We start from the raw sequence: 16,242 nt of genomic DNA on the forward strand, positions 1-16,242 counted from the left end.
GGGATCTCGTGCAGCGAGGTCGGACGGTGCTGAGGAAGATCCCAGCTTTCGCTGGGATGACGAGTTGGGTAGGGATGCGCACAATGTCCGACATTGCGCCCAACATCGTCCCCGACACCGAACATCGCGGCCTCGTCGCGCGCTTGCCGCAAGTGCCACGCGACCTCGCGCAGCTGGCGCGGTTCGACCGGCCGATCGGCTGGTGGCTGCTGTTCTGGCCGTGCGTGTGGGGCGTATGGCTGACCGGCGCGGGGTGGCAGCTTGCGATGCTCGGCTGGCTGCTGCTCGGGAGCATCGCCATGCGCGGCGCGGGGTGCGTCTATAACGATATCGTCGATGCCGATCTCGACCGGAAAGTCGCGCGCACTGCCAGTCGTCCGGTGGCGAGCGGGCGGGTCTCGAAGAAATTGGCATGGGGCTGGCTGCTGGCCCTGTGCGCAATCGGCCTGTTGGTGCTGCTGCAATTGCGGCTCGAGGCACAGGTGGTGGCGCTGGCGAGCCTTGCGCTGGTCGCCGCCTATCCGTTCATGAAGCGCATTACCTGGTGGCCGCAGGCATGGCTGGGCATGGTCTTCACCTGGGGGCTGCTCGTCGGCTGGACGCAGTTCCGCACCGACAATCTCGACGCGCTGGCGGCGCTCTATGCGGGCGCGGCGCTGTGGGTGATCGGCTACGACACGATCTACGCGCTGCAGGACCGCGAGGACGATGCGATGGTCGGCATCAAGTCGAGCGCGCTGCGGCTGGGAAGCAGCGTCAAGACCGGCGTGGCGCTATTCTACGGCGGCACCGTGGCGCTGTGGGCGCTCGGCTTCTGGCTGCTGCGGGCGGACTGGATTGCGCTGCTGACGCTGGTGCCGGTTGCGGCCCATCTGGCGTGGCAGGTGGCGACGCTCGATGCCGATGATCCGGTCAATCCGCTCGAGCGGTTTCGCTCCAATCGCTGGGCCGGTGCGCTGATGGCGGCGGCGTGTTTCGTGGTGGGGACTGCGTAAGACTGTGTGAGTCCCAGCGGAGGCTGGGACCTCAGGCAGGTTGAGCACATTGTCTTTCCGACCAGGTGGCCTGAGACCCCAGCCTTCGCTGGGGCTCGCGCTTCGCCGAGTGTTTACTTTTCGTTCTCCTCACGCGATGAGATGAGCGATGCCCGCTATCCCCCTTCCAGCGCTGCATGCGAGCCATGCCGGGACGTGGCTGCGCGAGGCCAATCGCGATACGCAATCCTGCTCGAAGGGCGAGGCGATCAATGCAGCGGCGGACACGCCGGTGCTCATGCTCAACGCGCCTTTGGTGGCGACGCGGCTGGGCTATCCCGACCTGTCGGGGCTCGACCTGCTCGAGCTTTTCGCCTTCGTCCATCCGGCCAAATTCTGCGTGCCGACGCCCAAGGGGCTGGCCCATGCGCTCGACCTCGAGGAACCAGCGGGCGACGATGCCGTCCCCGAATTGCTGCAAAGAGCGGCGGGCAAGCTGCTGGAAACCTGCGAAAGTTCCGAATGGGCCGAGCGCGAAGGCGCGTGGAGCGTGCTGCAATCGCTCGCCCGATTGCGCTGGCCGTGGGCGGGGGTGCTCGCGCCGCACGTGGCCAAGCCGGAGCGCGCGGAAAAATGGCTGTTCAGCCGCCTGCCCGAATGGGAGGAGGTGCCCGAGCGCCCGCAGCCCGCACAGGTCAATCTGGCCGAAGCCGAAGTCGAGGCTCAGCTCGCACGACTCACCGGCGAAGGCGCGGAAAAGCGCGACGGCCAGCGCGCCTATGCAAAAGATGTCGGCGGCGTGTTCGCCCCAAGGGAGAAGCGCAAGCAGCCGCATGTCCTGCTCGCGCAGGCGGGCACCGGGATCGGCAAGACGCTGGGCTATCTCGCGCCTGCTTCGCTGTGGGCGGACAAGGCGCAGGGCACCGTCTGGGTCAGCACCTATACCAAGAATCTGCAGCGGCAACTGCGGGGCGAGAGCCGCCGCGCCTGGCCTTCGCGCCGCGCAGACGGTTCGCGCCCGGTCGTCGTGCGCAAGGGGCGCGAGAACTATCTCTGCCTGCTGAACCTGGAAGACGCGCTGCAGGGCGGCTTCGCAGGTCGCCCGGCGGTGCTGGCGCAGCTTGTCGCGCGCTGGGCCGCTTACAGCGCCGATGGCGACATGATCGGCGGGGACCTGCCCGGCTGGCTCGGCACGCTGTTCCGCAAGCGCGGGATCACGGCGCTGACCGACCAGCGCGGCGAATGCATCTATGCTGGCTGCCCGCATTACCGCAAATGCTTCATCGAGCGCGCGACGCGGGCCAGCGCGCAGGCCGATCTGGTCATCGCCAATCACGCGCTGGTGATGATCAACGCCGCCCGCGGTCGCCACCACGGCCAGCCGCCGACGCGCATCCTGTTCGACGAAGGCCACCATGTCTTCGATGCCGCCGACAGCACCTTCGCCGCCGCGCTGACCGGGCAGGAGGCGATCGAGCTACGGCGCTGGATCATCGGCCCGGAAAAAGGCAATCGCGGACGGAGACGAGGTCTCGCCGCGCGGTTGGCGGACGTGGCCAGTTACGATGACGCGGGCGGCGAAGCGGTCGAGGCTGCGGTCGAGGCGGCGCAGAACCTGCCGTCCGACGGCTGGATCGCGCGGCTCGTCGAAGGCACGCCCTTCGGCCCGGTCGAAGCGCTGCTGGGGCAGGTCCGCGCGCTCACCTATGCCCGCGACGAGAGCGGGGCGCAGGACGCGGGCTACGGGATCGAAACCGAAGTCGCCTCGCTGCCGGGGCCATTGATCGAAGCGGCGCAGGATGCGCAGGTCGCGCTCGCCGCCATTCGCAGCCCGCTGATGACGCTCGGCGGGCGGCTGGAGGCAGTGCTGGAGGACGCGCCCGACTGGCTCGACGGGCAGGGCCGGGCGCGGATAGAAGGCGCGCGGCATTCGCTGCGCTGGCGGATCGATTTGCTGGCGGCGTGGGAATCGCTGCTCGCGCGGCTGGGCGGCCCGGCTGACCCGGATTTCGTCGACTGGTTTGCGGTCGACCGCAACGAAGCGCGCGAATTCGATATCGGCATTCATCGCCACTGGCTCGATCCGATGAAACCCTTTGCGCATGTCGTGCTGGAGCCTGCGCATGGTGTCATGCTGACCAGCGCGACGCTGACCGATCGCGGCGAGACGGGGGAGGACTGGCAGGGTGCCATCGCCGCCAGCGGCGCGCCGCATATCGAACTGCAACCCAAGACCAGCAGCGCGCAAAGCCCGTTCGATTATGCCAGCCGCGCCGAAGTGCTGATCGTCACCGATATCAAGCGTGGCGATCTCGCAGCACTGGCGGGCGGCTACGCGCGTATCGTCGAGGCGGCGGGGGGCGGCGTGCTCGGACTGTTCACCGCGATCAAGCGATTGCGCGCGGTCTATGGCCGCATCGCCGACCGGCTCGCGCGCGCCGGGCTGCCGCTCTATGCGCAGCACGTCGATCCGATCGATACGGGCACGCTGACCGACATTTTCCGCGACGATCGCAAGGCCAGCCTGCTCGGCACCGATGCGTTGCGCGACGGGGTCGATGTGCCGGGGGAATCACTGCGCTGCGTGGTGCTGGAAGCGGTGCCATGGCCGCGCCCCACGATCCTCCACCGCGCCCGCCGTGCAGCCAATGGCGGCGGGGCCTATGACGACCGCCTGATCCGCGCGCGGCTGGCGCAGGCATTCGGGCGGTTGATCCGCAGCCGCGAGGACGCCGGACATTTCATCGTCCTGTCCTCCGCTTTCCCGAGCCGCTTGCTCAGTGCCTTCCCGCCCGGCACGCCGGTCACGCGGCTGACGCTCGATGGAGCGCTGGAACGGGTTGCGGCGGGGCCGCCAAACGCCGATAGGGCTAAGGAAGTCGCAGGCACACTGCCGCGAGAGGAAACGCCGGATATATGAAAACGCGCCTATGAAAACCTTGGGCCTGCTGCGCCACGCCAAGTCGGACTGGGACGATATGTCCAAGCGCGATTTCGACCGCGGGCTCAACGCGCGCGGGCGGCGCGGGGCGGCGCTGATGGGCGCGCATATCCGCGAGGGCGAGCAGTCTTGGGACGTGGTGCTCGCGAGCCCCGCCGAACGGGTGAAGCGCACGCTCGAATCGGCCGAGCTTGGCGTCTCGCCGCAGTTCGACCAGCGGCTCTATCTCTCCAGCGCGGAGACGATGATCGACGTCGTCCAGGAAAAGGCCGGGGATGCCGACAGCGTCCTGATCGTCGCGCATAATCCCGGCATGCAGGAAATGCTGCTCAAGCTGATCGCGCCGAGCAATGAGAACGCGCTGTTCGACGAAGCGAGTGTCAAGTTCCCGACCGCGGCCTATGCGGTGATCGAACTCGATATCGAAAGCTGGAAAGAGCTAGGCGGCGAAGACGGCACGCTCACGCTTTTCACCCGCCCACGCGATCTCGATGCGGAGCTGGGGCCGGAGCACTAGCCGCCAGCTATTGGTAGACGACCGTCAGCTCGAAATCGCCTGAGTAAATCCCCGGTGCCTGGTCGGGAGCGGCATTGAGCCGCCCGCCGAAGCCAATGGTCATGCTGCCGCTGCGCGGGATGCGGAAGGTGCGCGGCAGGCTGCGCTGGCCGCCATTGTTGCGGCTGGCGCGCAGTCGATCGACGGTGATGGTCGCTCCCGGACCGCTCAGAGAAATGACGGGGCCAGCGACCGACAGGTTCACCTGCGTGCGCGGCTCGCCGACGACCGTGAAGGTCGCCCGGTCGCCGCGCGTGCCGATCAGGGTCGCATTGGCATTAGCGCTTCGATTGCCGTTGCTGGAGTTGATACGCACGCGGGCGATGCCTGTGCCATTGGGGATGATCTGCCCGAAGTCGAGATCGCGAACCTTGGTGATGCTCAACGGTTCGGCGATAGCGACGCTCGCGCTTCCTTGCGTGCTGGCATCTTGGGCAAGCGCGGGCGCGGCCGACATCGCGGTCGCCAGGACGAGCCCCATGCCGCTGCTCGGAAAGGATGGTGTGCGTAATTGCATCCGGGCGCTATGCCGCAGATCATTTGCTTTTTCGGTGAGTAATCGTGGTTAACGCCGCGTTGACCTTTTAAAAGGGGCGCGCCCCCAAATCGATGCAGCGTCAGTTGTGAACGGCGATAACCGTGAAATTGCCGGAATAGACGCCGCGCGCCTGTGTCGGAGAAGCGGTGAGGCGGCCGCCCACGCCCAGTTCCATCGTACCGCTGAGGGGGACGACAAAGCTGCTGGCGAACAATTGTTGCGGCCCGCCATTGGCGCTGACGCGGAGCCGGTCGACCGTCATGGTCAGGCCCGGGCCGCTCAGGAAGATCACCGGCCCTGCGACCAGGACCTGGAAGGTGCTGAGCGGTTCGCCGACTACGGTAAAGGTCGCGCGATCACCCTGCGCGCCGTGCAGCGTCATGTTGGCATTGGCGCTGCGGGCCCCGTTGCGCGCATTGATGGTCGCGACCGCAACACCGCCGCCTGTCGGGATGAGCTGCCCGAAATCGAGGCCCTGCGTGTTGGTGATCTGCAGCGGCGACGCAATCGTCACATTGGCGCTGCCGAGCGCATCGTCGCTGTTGGCCTGCGCCGGCATGGCAAAACCCATGGCGAGGATCAGGACCAGTGCGCTGCGGCGCAAAAGGGATGCGATGCGGTTTTTCACGGCGCTTCTTTGCGCGACTAGTGCTGCAAGAGTGGTGACGAGCTTTGGTTAAAACGGGCGAAACGCCTGTCGTTTTCATCCTATTTGCCGAGAAAAGCGCCCGGTTGCAGGGAATTGGTAAGGAAAACCTGCGGATTGCGCGTAGTTAAGGATCGAGCACGTGGCGCGGCCCCGCGCCCTCGGCGGCCAGCGCATCGTCCGGATTGTAGAGCGCGCAGTGCTTCAGGCTCAGGCAGCCGCAGCCGATGCACCCGTCGAGCCGGTCGCGGGCCCGCTCCAGTTCCGCAATGCGCGCATCGAGCTGGCCGCGGATGGCGGTGCTGATCCGCTTCCAGTCGCGCGCGGTCGGATTGCGACCCTGCGGCAGGCGCGCGAGCTGGTCTTCGATCTCGGCCAGCGACAAGCCCAGCCGCTGGGCGATCAGGATAAAACTTAGTCGCCGGATGTCGCCGCGCAGGAAGCGGCGCTGGTTGCCGCCGGTACGCAGCGCTTCGACCAGGCCCTTGTCCTCGTAATAGCGGATCGCGGATACCGAGAGGCCGGTCCGCCGCGCAAGTTCGCCGATGGGCAGAAGATCGTTCGCTTTCATCGATCAGACCGATAGGGAAAATCGGGCTTGACCTCAAGTCAGCTTGAGGTTGCATCACTGTGGGCGTTGCATGGCAGGAGCGCGGGTCGGTTGCGATCCGGTCCTGCCGCAAACGAAAGGCACATCCGGACAGGAGAACGACAATGCCCACAGGAACTCTCGAACACGCCAATGTCACCGTCAGCGATCCCGACCGGTCCTCGCAATTGATGCAGGACCTGTGCGGCTGGCACGAACGCTGGCGCGGCAAATCGCAATTCGGCGGCAATACGATCCATGTCGGCGACGATGCGCATTACATCGCCTTCTACACCTCAGGCGCAGTGGCCGAGCGCTATGCGAAGGGCCAGCCGCTCAATCACCTGGCTGTAGTGGTCGACGATCTCGACGGGGCGGAGAAAGTGGTCGCCGATGCCGGCCTCGAACCCTTCGGCCACGACGATTATGACCCGGGGCGGCGGTTCTATTTCTTCGACTGGGACGGGATCGAGTTCGAGGTGGTGAGTTACCGGTAGCGGACAAAGCACGAGCGTGCACATGTCCGTCTTCGACCCGAGAAGCGATTACGAAGACAACTATCACTCAGCGCATGCCGTCGTCGGTTCATGAGCATTCGGTGAACCCACAAAGGGTATCCGATGCGCGGCTATACCCCCCCCGCGCAAGCACCGTTTAACGGGTGCGATCAAATCAAGTCTGCGACCCAAACGATTGCAATCGCAGCGGGCAAGAAAAGGGCTTGCGCGAGCAGTGTCCCACCGAGGCGACTAAGCGAGATCCAAGCTACTGCGCGGCGGAAGCTCGGTTCCGATTGCTTGCCATCGACAACATCATCGGTGAGAACCGAAAGGTGCGGGTCGATGAAAAGAAATAACAAGATGGTCGCAAATCCGTTGACGACGGCCGACAGTTGCGAAGCCGTCACCCGGTATTCGGGATTGAGGTAGCCCGCGTAGATCGCGGCAAATACGCCGACCACGAGCAAGGCTTGCGCCACGCCATTGGCCGCCAGGATGCCCCACGTTAGCTCTCGCGGTTTTTCCTTTCCGACAGATGCTCGAGCCGGCATGGAGAGCGAAGTTCGCAGAATGCGCAAACCACCCGGCGAAACTCCTCTCAAAAGTGTCTTTGCCAATGATTGCCTCGGCTGCACCGCCTCGATGGCACGCACGAATACACGTTGTGCCGTGGGGACCATGACAAGCCCCGCCAGTACGCCGATGAATGCCGACAAGAGGATCAGCCTGAAGTCTGATTCAAGGTTCGTTGCAATCCGGCCGGTGAGACTGTTCTCGACGCGCTTGGCGACCAAGGGCGCCAAGAAGCCGTTCGATAACCTCGATACAAGGAGCAGCACATTGAACAAGGCGAAGCTCATCGCGATCCGCCCGGTTCGTACGCCAGCAATGCGTGCCGCGTAGGCTAGTGCGCCAATAAGATTGATAACGAAAGCGAGGCATAGCACCGCAGTCAGATTGGTATCCATAAATGCCCCATAGTGATGTCTTCCAAAAGGGCAGTCACAATCCGGTCAAAGGATCCATGATCTGGCGACAGTGAAAAGACTGGTAGCCGTCAACACCGTTGCGACCATGAAAAGTAGCAACCTTGCATTGATCCGGCTTGTCAGAATTGCCCCGATCGGCGCTGCTGCGACGCCACCTATGATCAGACCGATGACGGCGTGGCTGAATGCCGAAACGCCCAGCGTAGCCAGAAAGGTTATCGATACGGCCAGGGTCAAAAGGAATTCAGCCGAATTGACAGTGCCGATCGTCGTGCGAGGATCACCGCCCTGCACCAGCAGGTTCGAGGTCACGACAGGGCCCCAACCACCGCCGCCGGCGCTGTCGAGAAACCCACCGATAAATGCGAGCGGTCTGGTGAAACGCGGATCCTGAAATCGCGGCCAGCGCCCGAAAAAGATCGCCTTGTAGAAAAGGAAGACACCGATCGCAGCGAGGTAGAGCATGACCACCGGCTTCGCTGCCGAAGCATCCACGTTGGACAGGACATACGCACCCAGCACGCCAGCGATGACGCCAGCAGGAACAAGGCGCCAGAAAAGCGGCCAGTTGATGTTCTTTCGCCACAAATGGCTCGCGCCGGAAGTGCCGGTCGTGAACACCTCCACGAGATGGACGCTCGCCGAAGCAGTTGCTGGTGGGACACCCAAAGCGCTGACCAACATGGTCTGAGTGATGACCCCGAATGCCATGCCGAGCGCACCATCGATGATCTGCGCAGCGAACCCAACGAGAATAAAGGGGAGCAAGTCTGCCGCTAGCGGCGCAATCGCATCGAACATAGACGTAAACCTATGAAGGACACGAAACGCCCGAAAGCGTGTCTATGTCAGCCGGAACCAACCGGATGAGCGGCATTTAGACGGCGATGGTGCGCCGCACAATACAATTCGCTTTGCAAGCGACGGCTATGGACGATGGTTCTGAAACCGGCAACGAAGACGGCACGCGCACTGCGGATTTGCGGGCTGTGCTCCCATAACCCGTTTCAAGTGAGTCTCTAGCTCAACCGGGGGCTCCGCACCTGATCGCCGACGCCTCGCGTTCATTTTACCGCAAAACTTTCCTACACGGCGATAATCTGCCTTATCCTCCCGGATGAGCAAACATCCCGATCCCCATTCGTTCGACCCTGCCGGTGACACCGCCGGGGACGCTTCTCCCAACCTCTCGTCGCTGGAATTGACGCCCGCGCATGCCAAGGGGTGGACGCCGCGGCGGCAGGCGGTGTTCCTGCGTGAACTGGCGGCGACGCATAATGTCTCGGCCGCCGCGCGTGCGGTCGGGATGAGCCGCCAGTCGGCCTATCGCGTGCGCGCGCGGTTGCAGGGCCAGCCATTCGACTTGGCGTGGCAGGCGGCCTTCCGCACCCGCTTCGATGCGCTGGCGGAAAAGGCGCTGCAGCTCGCCATGGAAGGCACCGAGGTGCCGCATTTTCACCAAGGCGAGTTGATCCATACGTCGCGTCGCCACGACACGCGCCTGATGCTGGGGTTGCTTGCCCTCAAGGACAGGCTGCGGCGCTCGCCGCCTTCGAGCCGCGAACCGGCCTTTGCCTATGACGGTGACGATCTTGGCGAACTGATCGCAAGGGTGGAAGAGGGGCCCGAGCGCTGGCGCGATGGGCTCGACGAGGAATATGCGGCGAAGCGCGAGCGGGCACCGCGCGAGGGCGAGGAGGAGAACGAATTTCTCCTCGAAGTGGTCGATTACGAAGAAGAATTCGGAAGCGGAGGGGAGCCCTGACGCGCGCCTCGAGGGAGAAAGCGAAAAGCGATGTGTCACCTGTAAACCACATGGGGTTTCGGAAAGGAATTCAGGTGTTTGGTAATAATCCAACAGGGTGACAGGGTGTAACCTGTGTCACCCGGCCGGGCACCGCCACCGCCGTTTCGCACTTGCAACACTTGCAAGGCTCACGCAAAGGCGGCCCATGAGCATGCAAGACCTGATGAACGCCGCCCGCGTCTCCAAAGCCTGGCCCTTCCAGGAGGCGCAGCGGCTGCTCAAGCGCTATCCGGACGGTAAACCCGGTGGCGAACCGGTGCTCTTCGAAACGGGCTATGGCCCCAGCGGTCTGCCGCATATCGGCACCTTCCAGGAGGTGCTGCGCACCACGCTGGTGCGGCGGGCCTATGAAGCGATCATCGGCGCGCGGCCCGAAGACGGCAAGACGCGCCTGGTCGCCTTCAGCGATGACATGGACGGCCTGCGCAAGGTGCCCGACAATATCGACCGCAAGGATGTGCTGGAGGCGAACCTGCACAAGCCGCTTAGCCGCATCCCGAGCCCGTTCAGCAACGAGCACGACAGCTACGCCGCGCACAACAATGCGAAGCTGCGCGAATTCCTCGACCGCTTCTGCTTCGACTACGATTTCGTCGCCTCGTCCGACATGTACAATTCGGGGCAGTTCGACGAAGCGCTGAAGCAGGTCCTGCGCAAGAACCAGGACATTCTCGACATCATGCTGCCGACATTGCGCGCCGAGCGGGCGGCAACCTATTCGCCGGTTCTCCCGATCAGCCCGGAAACGGGCCGCGTGCTGCAGGTGCCGGTCGAAGTCGTCGATGCCGAGACAGGGATCGTACGCTTCACCGACGAGGACGGAACAGTGGTCGAGCAGTCGGCGCTCGGCGGCATGGCCAAGCTGCAATGGAAAGTCGACTGGGCGATGCGCTGGTACGCGCTCGGCGTCGATTACGAGATGTACGGCAAGGACCTGACCGACAGCGGCGTGCAGTCGGGCCGCATCGTTAAGGTGCTCGGCGGGCGCAAGCCGGAAGGGCTGATCTATGAGCTGTTCCTCGACGAGAAAGGCGAGAAAATCTCCAAGTCCAAAGGCAACGGCCTGACGATCGAGGAATGGCTGACCTATGGCACCGAAGAGAGCCTGGGCTTTTACATCTTCCCCAATCCCAAGAGCGCCAAGCAATTGCATGTCGGCGTGATTCCGCGCGCGGTCGACGATTACTGGCAATTCCGCGAGCGGATCCCGGAGCAGGAACTCGAAAAGCAGCTCGGCAATCCGGCGTGGAACCTGCTGCGCGTCAACGGCGATTGGCCGGAGGGGGACAGGGTGGCAGAAGCGCCGGGGGCGGGGGACAGCCTGCCGGTGACCTATGGCCTGCTGCTCAATCTCGCGAGCGTGCTGGGGGCCGAAGCGACCGAGCAGAACCTCGCCGACTATCTCGACACCTATCTCGATGGTGCCGAGCGCGGGCCGGAACTCGATGCGCTGATCGCCTGCGCGGTCGCCTATACGCGCGACTACATCGTGCCGACCCTCAACAAGCGCGCGCCGGCGCCCAACGAAGCCGCGGCCTTGCACGAACTCGATACTTTCCTCGCCGAAGCCGATCCGGCGATGAGTGCGGAAGACTTGCAGACGCAGGTCTACGAGATTGGAAAGAAAGAGGAATACGGCTTCGAGAGCTTGCGCGACTGGTTCAAGGCGCTGTATCAGACACTGCTCGGAACCGACCAAGGTCCACGTATGGGCAGTTTCATAAAGCTGTATGGTATGACGAATACGCGGCGAATCGTGGGGGAAGCGCTCGCGCGTAGCGACTGACATAACGTCGAAGGATCGAACGTGACGGACGGTGACGGGCGGGATTTGCCGCTCAAGGGTGAAATCTCGGCTCAAGCAGGGCGCGAGTTCGATACGAGCAGACTGGACCTGCGGGCGATCATCGATCCGCGCGATCTGCGTGTGGACCCGACGCGCCTGTTCCTGGAAACCACGCAGCAGACGCGCCTGGCGATCTGCATTTCGGACCCTCACCAACCCGATTGCCCGGTGGTCTATGTCAACCAGGCGTTCCTCGATCTGACCGGCTATGCGCGCGAGGAGATCGTCGGCAGGAATTGCCGCTTTCTACAGGGCGCGGACACCGATCCCGAACAGGTCCGGAAACTGCGCGAAGGGATTGCGGCAGAGCGCTATACCGTCGTCGACCTGCTCAACTACAGGAAGGATGGTATCCCGTTCTGGAATGCGGTTCATGTCGGCCCGATCTACGGCGAGGACGGCACGTTGCAGTATTTCTACGGCTCGCAATGGGACATTACCGATATCGTCGCGGAGCGCCGCAAAGCCGAAACGCAGCGCCGGATTGCCGCCGAGCTGCGTCATCGCACCGGCAATATCTTCGCCGTCCTCAACGCCATCATCGGCCTGACCTCGCGCCGCGAGCGCGACGTATCGGAATTCGCCGATAAACTTTCCGAGAGGGTCAGCGCGCTCGCCTCCGCCCACCGCATGACCATCATGGACGAGCCGGACCAGGAAGCGGTCGCGATCGACGATCTCGTCACCGGCGTCATGAAACCCTATCGCAACCGCTTCGCCGAGCGGGTGACCACTTCCGGTCCGAAAATCGAGCTGGGGCCGCGCAGCGTCACCGCCCTCGGCCTCGCCCTGCACGAACTGGCGACCAATGCCGTCAAATACGGCGCGCTGAGCGTCGATGCCGGTCGCGTCGAGATTTCATGGAGCCGCGAGGACGGCGATGTCACGCTGGTCTGGCAGGAACAGGGCGGGCCGACGGTTTCTCAGGAGCAGTCCGAGCCCGTGAAGGGCAACGGCACGATGCTGATCGACGGCATGATCGCCAGCCTCACCGGCTCCATCGAGCGCGACTTTGCGGCCGCGGGTCTTCAGGCGAAGATCACACTGCCCGTGCATCAACCGGAGTGATCCGGCGGGAGGCGGTCAGCCCCACTTTCTCGTGCGATACCAGCGGGTTATGACGTATTTTACACCTTGCTCCACCGGTGTTCCGGCATGCAGGGTGTCTTCGTTCGGGATGCCCTCGGGCGTTGCGTTGTTCCAGCACAGGAGCACGCCCGGCTTGGGCTCGATATTGATCCCGACATTGGTGAAATTGGTCGCGCCGCCCTTTTCGACCTTGTTCAGGAACAGCATCGCCGTCCAGCTGCGCTGCCCGCCGCGCTTGCGCTCGGCCTTCCAGTAGTCCTCGGTAGGGTAGAAGAAATCGTGATGCGGCTTGAATTGCTGCCCGGTCATGTAGCGCTGGCCCTGCATCGTCTCGCCGAGCTTCGTCGGCAGGCCCAGCGCATCGTCGATCCGGCGACTGATCGCCTGGATGAACGGGTCGCGTCCGTCGAAATTGCCGGAGTAGGAAGTGCGGAAGCCGTCCTTGTACGTGCCTTCGTAGAGCGTGCTGGGCTGCGCGACGATGTCGATCATCATCATCAGCTTCTTGCATTCGCTCGCCGTCAGGAACTCGCCGATGGCAAAGATCTCGGCCTTGTCGGTCGGCACCTTGTAGGCCTTGGGATCGGCCTCGAGCCGCTTGCGCACCATCTTGCCGACGCGGGCGAGGGCATCCTTGTCAGGGACTGTCGTAGTGGTGGTCATGGAATACCGAATAGCGCGAGCGCAGGAACTAGGAAACCCTCGCCCGGGCAGGAGACCGGGGCGAGGGTTTCGCGGCGCCGGGGCAGACCCCCATCGTTCCCGGCGCAAGCTGTCGCGTGACGCGAATTACCAGAAGAAGTCGTAGATCACGTCGACCACCTGCCCGGTGTAGGTATTCACCAGCAGCACGTCGTCGTAATAGCGGACCCAGCGATAGGGGCCGTAGACTTCCGGCAGGCGGTAGCTCCACGGATCGTTGATCCAGTAGCGGCTGCCGAAGAAGACGGTATCCAGGAAGAACCCGATATTCAGCCTGTTGTAGCGGTAGTTGCGATAGGGCGCATAATAGCGGCCCAGCCGGTAGTGGTTGCGATAATTGTTGCGGTAATGCCGCCAGTTGTAGCGACGGTTGTCGCGCCACTTGCGGTTCCACCGGCGGTAATCGCCCCGGCGATAGTCACCACGCCGGTCGTAACGGTTGCCGACATAGCGGTCCGAGCGATTGTTGCGGCGCCAGTCGCGACGGGCATCGCGGCGACCTTCACGATAGGCATCGCGGCGGTCCGCGCGCCGATCCCAGCGATTGTCACGACGATCCGCGCGGCGGTCGGCACGGTTGTCGCGACGGTCGGCGCGGCGATCCCAGCGGTTGTCGGCACGGTTGCCACGGCGCTCGGCGCGGCGCTGTTCGCGCTGCTGGATGAGGCGACGATCCTCGCGATCGATACGCTGGGTGTAGTTGCGGTTCACGCCCATCCGGCGTCCTTCGCCGCCTCCGCGACGGAACTGCTCACGGCGGTTCTCGCGAGCGACCTGACGCTGCACCTGCCGGCGTTCTTCGCGGAAATCCTGGCGGTTGCCGCGACGTTCCTGGCGAACGTTCTGCCGAACCTGGCGTTGCTGACGTACCGGTGCGGCGGCTGGGCGCTGGGCTTGCCGACGCTCTTGCCGCGCCTGCTGGCGCTGACCGCGATTGGCACGGCGGGCTTCACGGCGTTGGCCGCGGTTCTGGCGCGCCTGCTGGCGCGCATCGCGATCGCGCTCGGCGCGCTGGGTGTCGGCACTCGCTTCTGCCTGCGCAGGGGCGGCAGTGAAGGCAAGCACCGCAGCAAGCGCGGACAGCCCGCTCGCCTCGAGTAGTTGCTTGATCGTCATGATCGTTTCCCTTCCTGTTGCCGCGCTGCCCACCCTTGCGGCTCGAACGATGAGCCGAGAAGTAGGGGCGGCCAAGTGACCGGAAACTGAACCGGTCGCTTCGGTTTGTGTTAATGTTTGTCTAGAGAAAGCTGAATGAACCTGCGCTTGACGAGCCGACGCCATGACGCCCAAGGCAGGCGCCATGCTTGAACCCCCGAAATCGCTGGAAGACGTCCGGCTCGATATCGCGACACGGCTGAACCGGGCGGTGAAAGATCGCAGGAGCCCGATGCACACGCCGGCGGTTGCGACCGCCGATGCCGACATTCGTATCATGGTGCTGCGCGCTTATGACCGGGAAACGCAGAGCTTGCGTTTCCACACCGACATCCGCGCGCCGAAGTCGCGAGTGATCGGCGATGGCGCGCCGGTCGGCGTTTTGTTCTACGACAAGGGGGCGAAGATCCAGATCCGCTGCCGCGGCGAAGGCCGGATCGAGCAGGACAGCGAGATTGCCGATGCGGCCTGGGCTTCGAGCACCAATTTCGCCCGGCGCTGTTATCTGGGCGATGGGCCGGGAGCGCCGAGCGAGGCGGCGACCAGTGGCTTGCCGCCGGAGTTGGAAGGCGTCCAGCCGGAGGATGACCAGATCCTGCCTGCGCGGGAGAATTTCGCGGTTTTGCTGGTGAAGGTCGAGCAATTCGACTGGCTCTTTCTCGCGCACACGGGTCATATGAGGGCGCAATTCCAAGGCCCGCTCGATGGCGCCACTGCGCGCTGGGTCGCGCCCTAGACCCGGAAGTGGTATCCTTGCTGGCGGAGGAGAGATACCATGTTGATAGAGCTTATGGTCATTCCCGCGGCCGTCGCGATACAGTTGGCGCCTGCGCAGACCGCCGAACTGCCGCGCACCCGCCTCGAACAGAGAGTCCGCCGGACGCCGAGCGAGCGGGTGATCGAGATGCAGCGCCCGCGACCGAACGCCGATCGCGACGCGCTGTTACAGGCGAGGGCGGAACTCGATGCCGCCTATCGGGCGCGCAGGATCGACAGCCGGGCCTACGCCGAGGCCAATTTCCGCAATGCCGTGGCTCTGAGGCTGTTGGAGGACTCGCTGCGCAGCGCGGATGACGGGGAGAAACTGGGAAATTTCGACATCCAGAACCTGATGAACGTGTACAACCGGTCGAACACGACCGCCTCGACTGTCACGAAGAAGGTCGATGACACTGCCAACGCGGTGATCGGGAAGGTGGGCTAAATTGATCGAACCTCGCTGTTTAAGGTCAACCGATCTTCGGCAGGGAGCCCGCGATTGCAGGAGATTAGGGACGCTCGCGGTGGAGGACGTGTGACTTCCATTCGGCGTAATTCATGCGCTACCGGGTTTCGCGACGATCGGGTGCAAGGCATCGGATCCCGGTTAGCGGCCCGCTGCAATGTAGGACAGCCAGCGGTCAGGGGCTGGGGCGCTGTCGCCAGTAGGCGAAGACCTCGGCCTGTATCCACTCCACCAGCCTTTTGGCCTCCGCGCCTTTCCAAGGGCCGTTATGCTCGTGTCGTCCGGCATTGCCGGTCCACCAGCCCTGTCCGGGCAGGCCGTCGCTCTCGCGCACGACCAGCACGGCGAGGCCGGGCTCGCAATGGGCGCGGGCCGTCTCATCGATGGCGTCAAGCGTCGCGCACAAGGCGCGCATCTTGGGGCGCGTGAAGCGATGGCCCAGCAGGCCGAGCATTTCGGAATAGCTCACCACCCTCTCCTCGCGCGCGGCCGCGATCAACAATGCACGGACGCGGGCGGTATCGGCGATATTGCCGGGGGAGGATGGCGCAACGATGCCCTCCGCCTCGAGCCAATCGGAGACGGACCGGTCCAGCCGTGATGGGGTGCGCGGCATTCGATCCATGTATCACGCAACGCCGCCTGCCGCGAGTTCGAGGGGCGGGGAGAGGCGGCATCCGGTGCC

At 64.2% G+C, this 16,242-nt stretch carries 17 protein-coding genes; 9 read left to right on the plus strand and 8 right to left on the minus strand.

The annotated features are described in order from the left end of the window. The first annotated feature begins 74 nt into the window (after positions 1-74). The 3 genes from ubiA to EL2594_RS02900 all read left to right on the plus strand — a co-directional run bounded on the left by ubiA (position 75) and on the right by EL2594_RS02900 (position 4,432). Positions 75-995, plus strand: a complete 921-nt coding sequence (ubiA, locus tag EL2594_RS02890; protein ID WP_011413553.1) for a 4-hydroxybenzoate octaprenyltransferase — start codon at positions 75-77, stop codon at positions 993-995. A 148-nt stretch (positions 996-1,143) separates the two neighbouring features. Beyond that, positions 1,144-3,894 (plus strand): ATP-dependent DNA helicase, encoded by a 2,751-nt coding sequence (locus EL2594_RS02895; RefSeq protein WP_011413554.1) that lies wholly within the window; start codon positions 1,144-1,146, stop codon positions 3,892-3,894. A 10-nt stretch (positions 3,895-3,904) separates the two neighbouring features. Beyond that, the gene (locus tag EL2594_RS02900; RefSeq protein WP_011413555.1) at positions 3,905-4,432 is read left to right on the plus strand and encodes a SixA phosphatase family protein; all 528 of its coding nucleotides are present in this window, start codon (positions 3,905-3,907) and stop codon (positions 4,430-4,432) included. Between the two features lie 7 nt (positions 4,433-4,439). Here EL2594_RS02900 and EL2594_RS02905 read toward each other — a convergent pair whose 3' ends face one another. From EL2594_RS02905 to soxR, 3 genes are all read right to left on the minus strand, one after another. Beyond that, entirely contained in the window at positions 4,440-4,952 is a 513-nt protein-coding gene (locus EL2594_RS02905) for a DUF4402 domain-containing protein (protein ID WP_011413556.1), read from the minus strand. Between the two features lie 136 nt (positions 4,953-5,088). Further along, positions 5,089-5,637, minus strand: a complete 549-nt coding sequence (locus EL2594_RS02910; RefSeq protein ID WP_011413557.1) for a DUF4402 domain-containing protein — start codon at positions 5,635-5,637, stop codon at positions 5,089-5,091. Positions 5,638-5,782: 145 nt separating this feature from the next. Next, positions 5,783-6,226 (minus strand): redox-sensitive transcriptional activator SoxR, encoded by a 444-nt coding sequence (gene soxR / locus EL2594_RS02915; RefSeq protein WP_011413558.1) that lies wholly within the window; start codon positions 6,224-6,226, stop codon positions 5,783-5,785. A gap of 143 nt (positions 6,227-6,369) precedes the next feature. Here soxR and EL2594_RS02920 point away from each other — a divergent pair, with 143 nt between their 5' ends. Beyond that, the gene (locus EL2594_RS02920; RefSeq protein WP_011413559.1) at positions 6,370-6,741 is read left to right on the plus strand and encodes a VOC family protein; all 372 of its coding nucleotides are present in this window, start codon (positions 6,370-6,372) and stop codon (positions 6,739-6,741) included. 170 nt (positions 6,742-6,911) lie between these two features. Here the strand turns inward: EL2594_RS02920 and EL2594_RS02925 are convergent, their stop codons facing one another. Continuing rightward, positions 6,912-7,712 (minus strand): lipid II flippase Amj family protein, encoded by an 801-nt coding sequence (locus EL2594_RS02925; protein ID WP_011413560.1) that lies wholly within the window; start codon positions 7,710-7,712, stop codon positions 6,912-6,914. A 45-nt stretch (positions 7,713-7,757) separates the two neighbouring features. Then, positions 7,758-8,534 (minus strand): sulfite exporter TauE/SafE family protein, encoded by a 777-nt coding sequence (locus tag EL2594_RS02930; RefSeq protein ID WP_011413561.1) that lies wholly within the window; start codon positions 8,532-8,534, stop codon positions 7,758-7,760. A 316-nt stretch (positions 8,535-8,850) separates the two neighbouring features. Between EL2594_RS02930 and EL2594_RS14835 the strand changes: the two genes are divergently transcribed. The 3 genes from EL2594_RS14835 to EL2594_RS02945 all read left to right on the plus strand — a co-directional run bounded on the left by EL2594_RS14835 (position 8,851) and on the right by EL2594_RS02945 (position 12,454). Next, positions 8,851-9,498, plus strand: coding sequence for a hypothetical protein (locus EL2594_RS14835; protein ID WP_011413562.1), 648 nt, complete (start codon positions 8,851-8,853; stop codon positions 9,496-9,498). Between the two features lie 187 nt (positions 9,499-9,685). After that, positions 9,686-11,326 carry a lysine--tRNA ligase gene (locus tag EL2594_RS02940; protein ID WP_011413563.1) on the plus strand — a complete coding sequence of 547 codons (1,641 nt, stop codon included), beginning with the start codon at positions 9,686-9,688 and terminating at the stop codon, positions 11,324-11,326. Between the two features lie 21 nt (positions 11,327-11,347). Beyond that, positions 11,348-12,454: a PAS domain-containing protein gene (locus EL2594_RS02945; RefSeq protein WP_049762423.1), complete on the plus strand. Its 1,107-nt coding sequence runs from the start codon at positions 11,348-11,350 to the stop codon at positions 12,452-12,454. 15 nt (positions 12,455-12,469) lie between these two features. On the opposite strand, the gene EL2594_RS02950 is transcribed toward EL2594_RS02945, so the two are convergent. Continuing rightward, a complete protein-coding gene (locus EL2594_RS02950) occupies positions 12,470-13,138 on the minus strand; it encodes a prolyl hydroxylase family protein (RefSeq protein ID WP_011413565.1) in 669 nt (222 codons plus the stop codon). A gap of 126 nt (positions 13,139-13,264) precedes the next feature. Then, positions 13,265-14,293 (minus strand): RcnB family protein, encoded by a 1,029-nt coding sequence (locus EL2594_RS15050; RefSeq protein ID WP_081432341.1) that lies wholly within the window; start codon positions 14,291-14,293, stop codon positions 13,265-13,267. A gap of 184 nt (positions 14,294-14,477) precedes the next feature. Here EL2594_RS15050 and EL2594_RS02960 point away from each other — a divergent pair, with 184 nt between their 5' ends. Both EL2594_RS02960 and EL2594_RS02965 read left to right on the plus strand, forming a co-directional pair. Further along, positions 14,478-15,068 (plus strand): flavin-binding protein, encoded by a 591-nt coding sequence (locus EL2594_RS02960; RefSeq protein ID WP_155805945.1) that lies wholly within the window; start codon positions 14,478-14,480, stop codon positions 15,066-15,068. 39 nt (positions 15,069-15,107) lie between these two features. Continuing rightward, positions 15,108-15,536: a hypothetical protein gene (locus tag EL2594_RS02965; protein WP_155805947.1), complete on the plus strand. Its 429-nt coding sequence runs from the start codon at positions 15,108-15,110 to the stop codon at positions 15,534-15,536. A 196-nt stretch (positions 15,537-15,732) separates the two neighbouring features. Here the strand turns inward: EL2594_RS02965 and EL2594_RS02970 are convergent, their stop codons facing one another. After that, positions 15,733-16,173 (minus strand): hypothetical protein, encoded by a 441-nt coding sequence (locus EL2594_RS02970; RefSeq protein ID WP_041685017.1) that lies wholly within the window; start codon positions 16,171-16,173, stop codon positions 15,733-15,735. Positions 16,174-16,242: the final 69 nt, after the last annotated feature.

The sequence above is a fragment of the Erythrobacter litoralis HTCC2594 genome (assembly GCF_000013005.1).
GTDB classification, from domain to species: Bacteria; Pseudomonadota; Alphaproteobacteria; order Sphingomonadales; family Sphingomonadaceae; genus Parerythrobacter; species Parerythrobacter litoralis_A.

What these genes read in the sequence shown, in the direction of transcription:
- ubiA (WP_011413553.1), top strand. Translation starts at nt 75, where the DNA reads ATGCGCACAATGTCCGACATTGCGCCCAACATCGTCCCCGACACCGAA.
- EL2594_RS02895 (WP_011413554.1), top strand. Translation starts at nt 1,144, where the DNA reads ATGCCCGCTATCCCCCTTCCAGCGCTGCATGCGAGCCATGCCGGGACG.
- EL2594_RS02900 (WP_011413555.1), top strand. Translation starts at nt 3,905, where the DNA reads ATGAAAACCTTGGGCCTGCTGCGCCACGCCAAGTCGGACTGGGACGAT.
- EL2594_RS02905 (WP_011413556.1), bottom strand. Translation starts at nt 4,952, where the DNA reads ATGGGGCTCGTCCTGGCGACCGCGATGTCGGCCGCGCCCGCGCTTGCC.
- soxR (WP_011413558.1), bottom strand. Translation starts at nt 6,226, where the DNA reads ATGAAAGCGAACGATCTTCTGCCCATCGGCGAACTTGCGCGGCGGACC.
- EL2594_RS02920 (WP_011413559.1), top strand. Translation starts at nt 6,370, where the DNA reads ATGCCCACAGGAACTCTCGAACACGCCAATGTCACCGTCAGCGATCCC.
- EL2594_RS02925 (WP_011413560.1), bottom strand. Translation starts at nt 7,712, where the DNA reads ATGGATACCAATCTGACTGCGGTGCTATGCCTCGCTTTCGTTATCAAT.
- EL2594_RS02930 (WP_011413561.1), bottom strand. Translation starts at nt 8,534, where the DNA reads ATGTTCGATGCGATTGCGCCGCTAGCGGCAGACTTGCTCCCCTTTATT.
- EL2594_RS14835 (WP_011413562.1), top strand. Translation starts at nt 8,851, where the DNA reads ATGAGCAAACATCCCGATCCCCATTCGTTCGACCCTGCCGGTGACACC.
- EL2594_RS02940 (WP_011413563.1), top strand. Translation starts at nt 9,686, where the DNA reads ATGAGCATGCAAGACCTGATGAACGCCGCCCGCGTCTCCAAAGCCTGG.
- EL2594_RS02950 (WP_011413565.1), bottom strand. Translation starts at nt 13,138, where the DNA reads ATGACCACCACTACGACAGTCCCTGACAAGGATGCCCTCGCCCGCGTC.
- EL2594_RS15050 (WP_081432341.1), bottom strand. Translation starts at nt 14,293, where the DNA reads ATGACGATCAAGCAACTACTCGAGGCGAGCGGGCTGTCCGCGCTTGCT.
- EL2594_RS02960 (WP_155805945.1), top strand. Translation starts at nt 14,478, where the DNA reads ATGCTTGAACCCCCGAAATCGCTGGAAGACGTCCGGCTCGATATCGCG.
- EL2594_RS02965 (WP_155805947.1), top strand. Translation starts at nt 15,108, where the DNA reads ATGTTGATAGAGCTTATGGTCATTCCCGCGGCCGTCGCGATACAGTTG.
- EL2594_RS02970 (WP_041685017.1), bottom strand. Translation starts at nt 16,173, where the DNA reads ATGCCGCGCACCCCATCACGGCTGGACCGGTCCGTCTCCGATTGGCTC.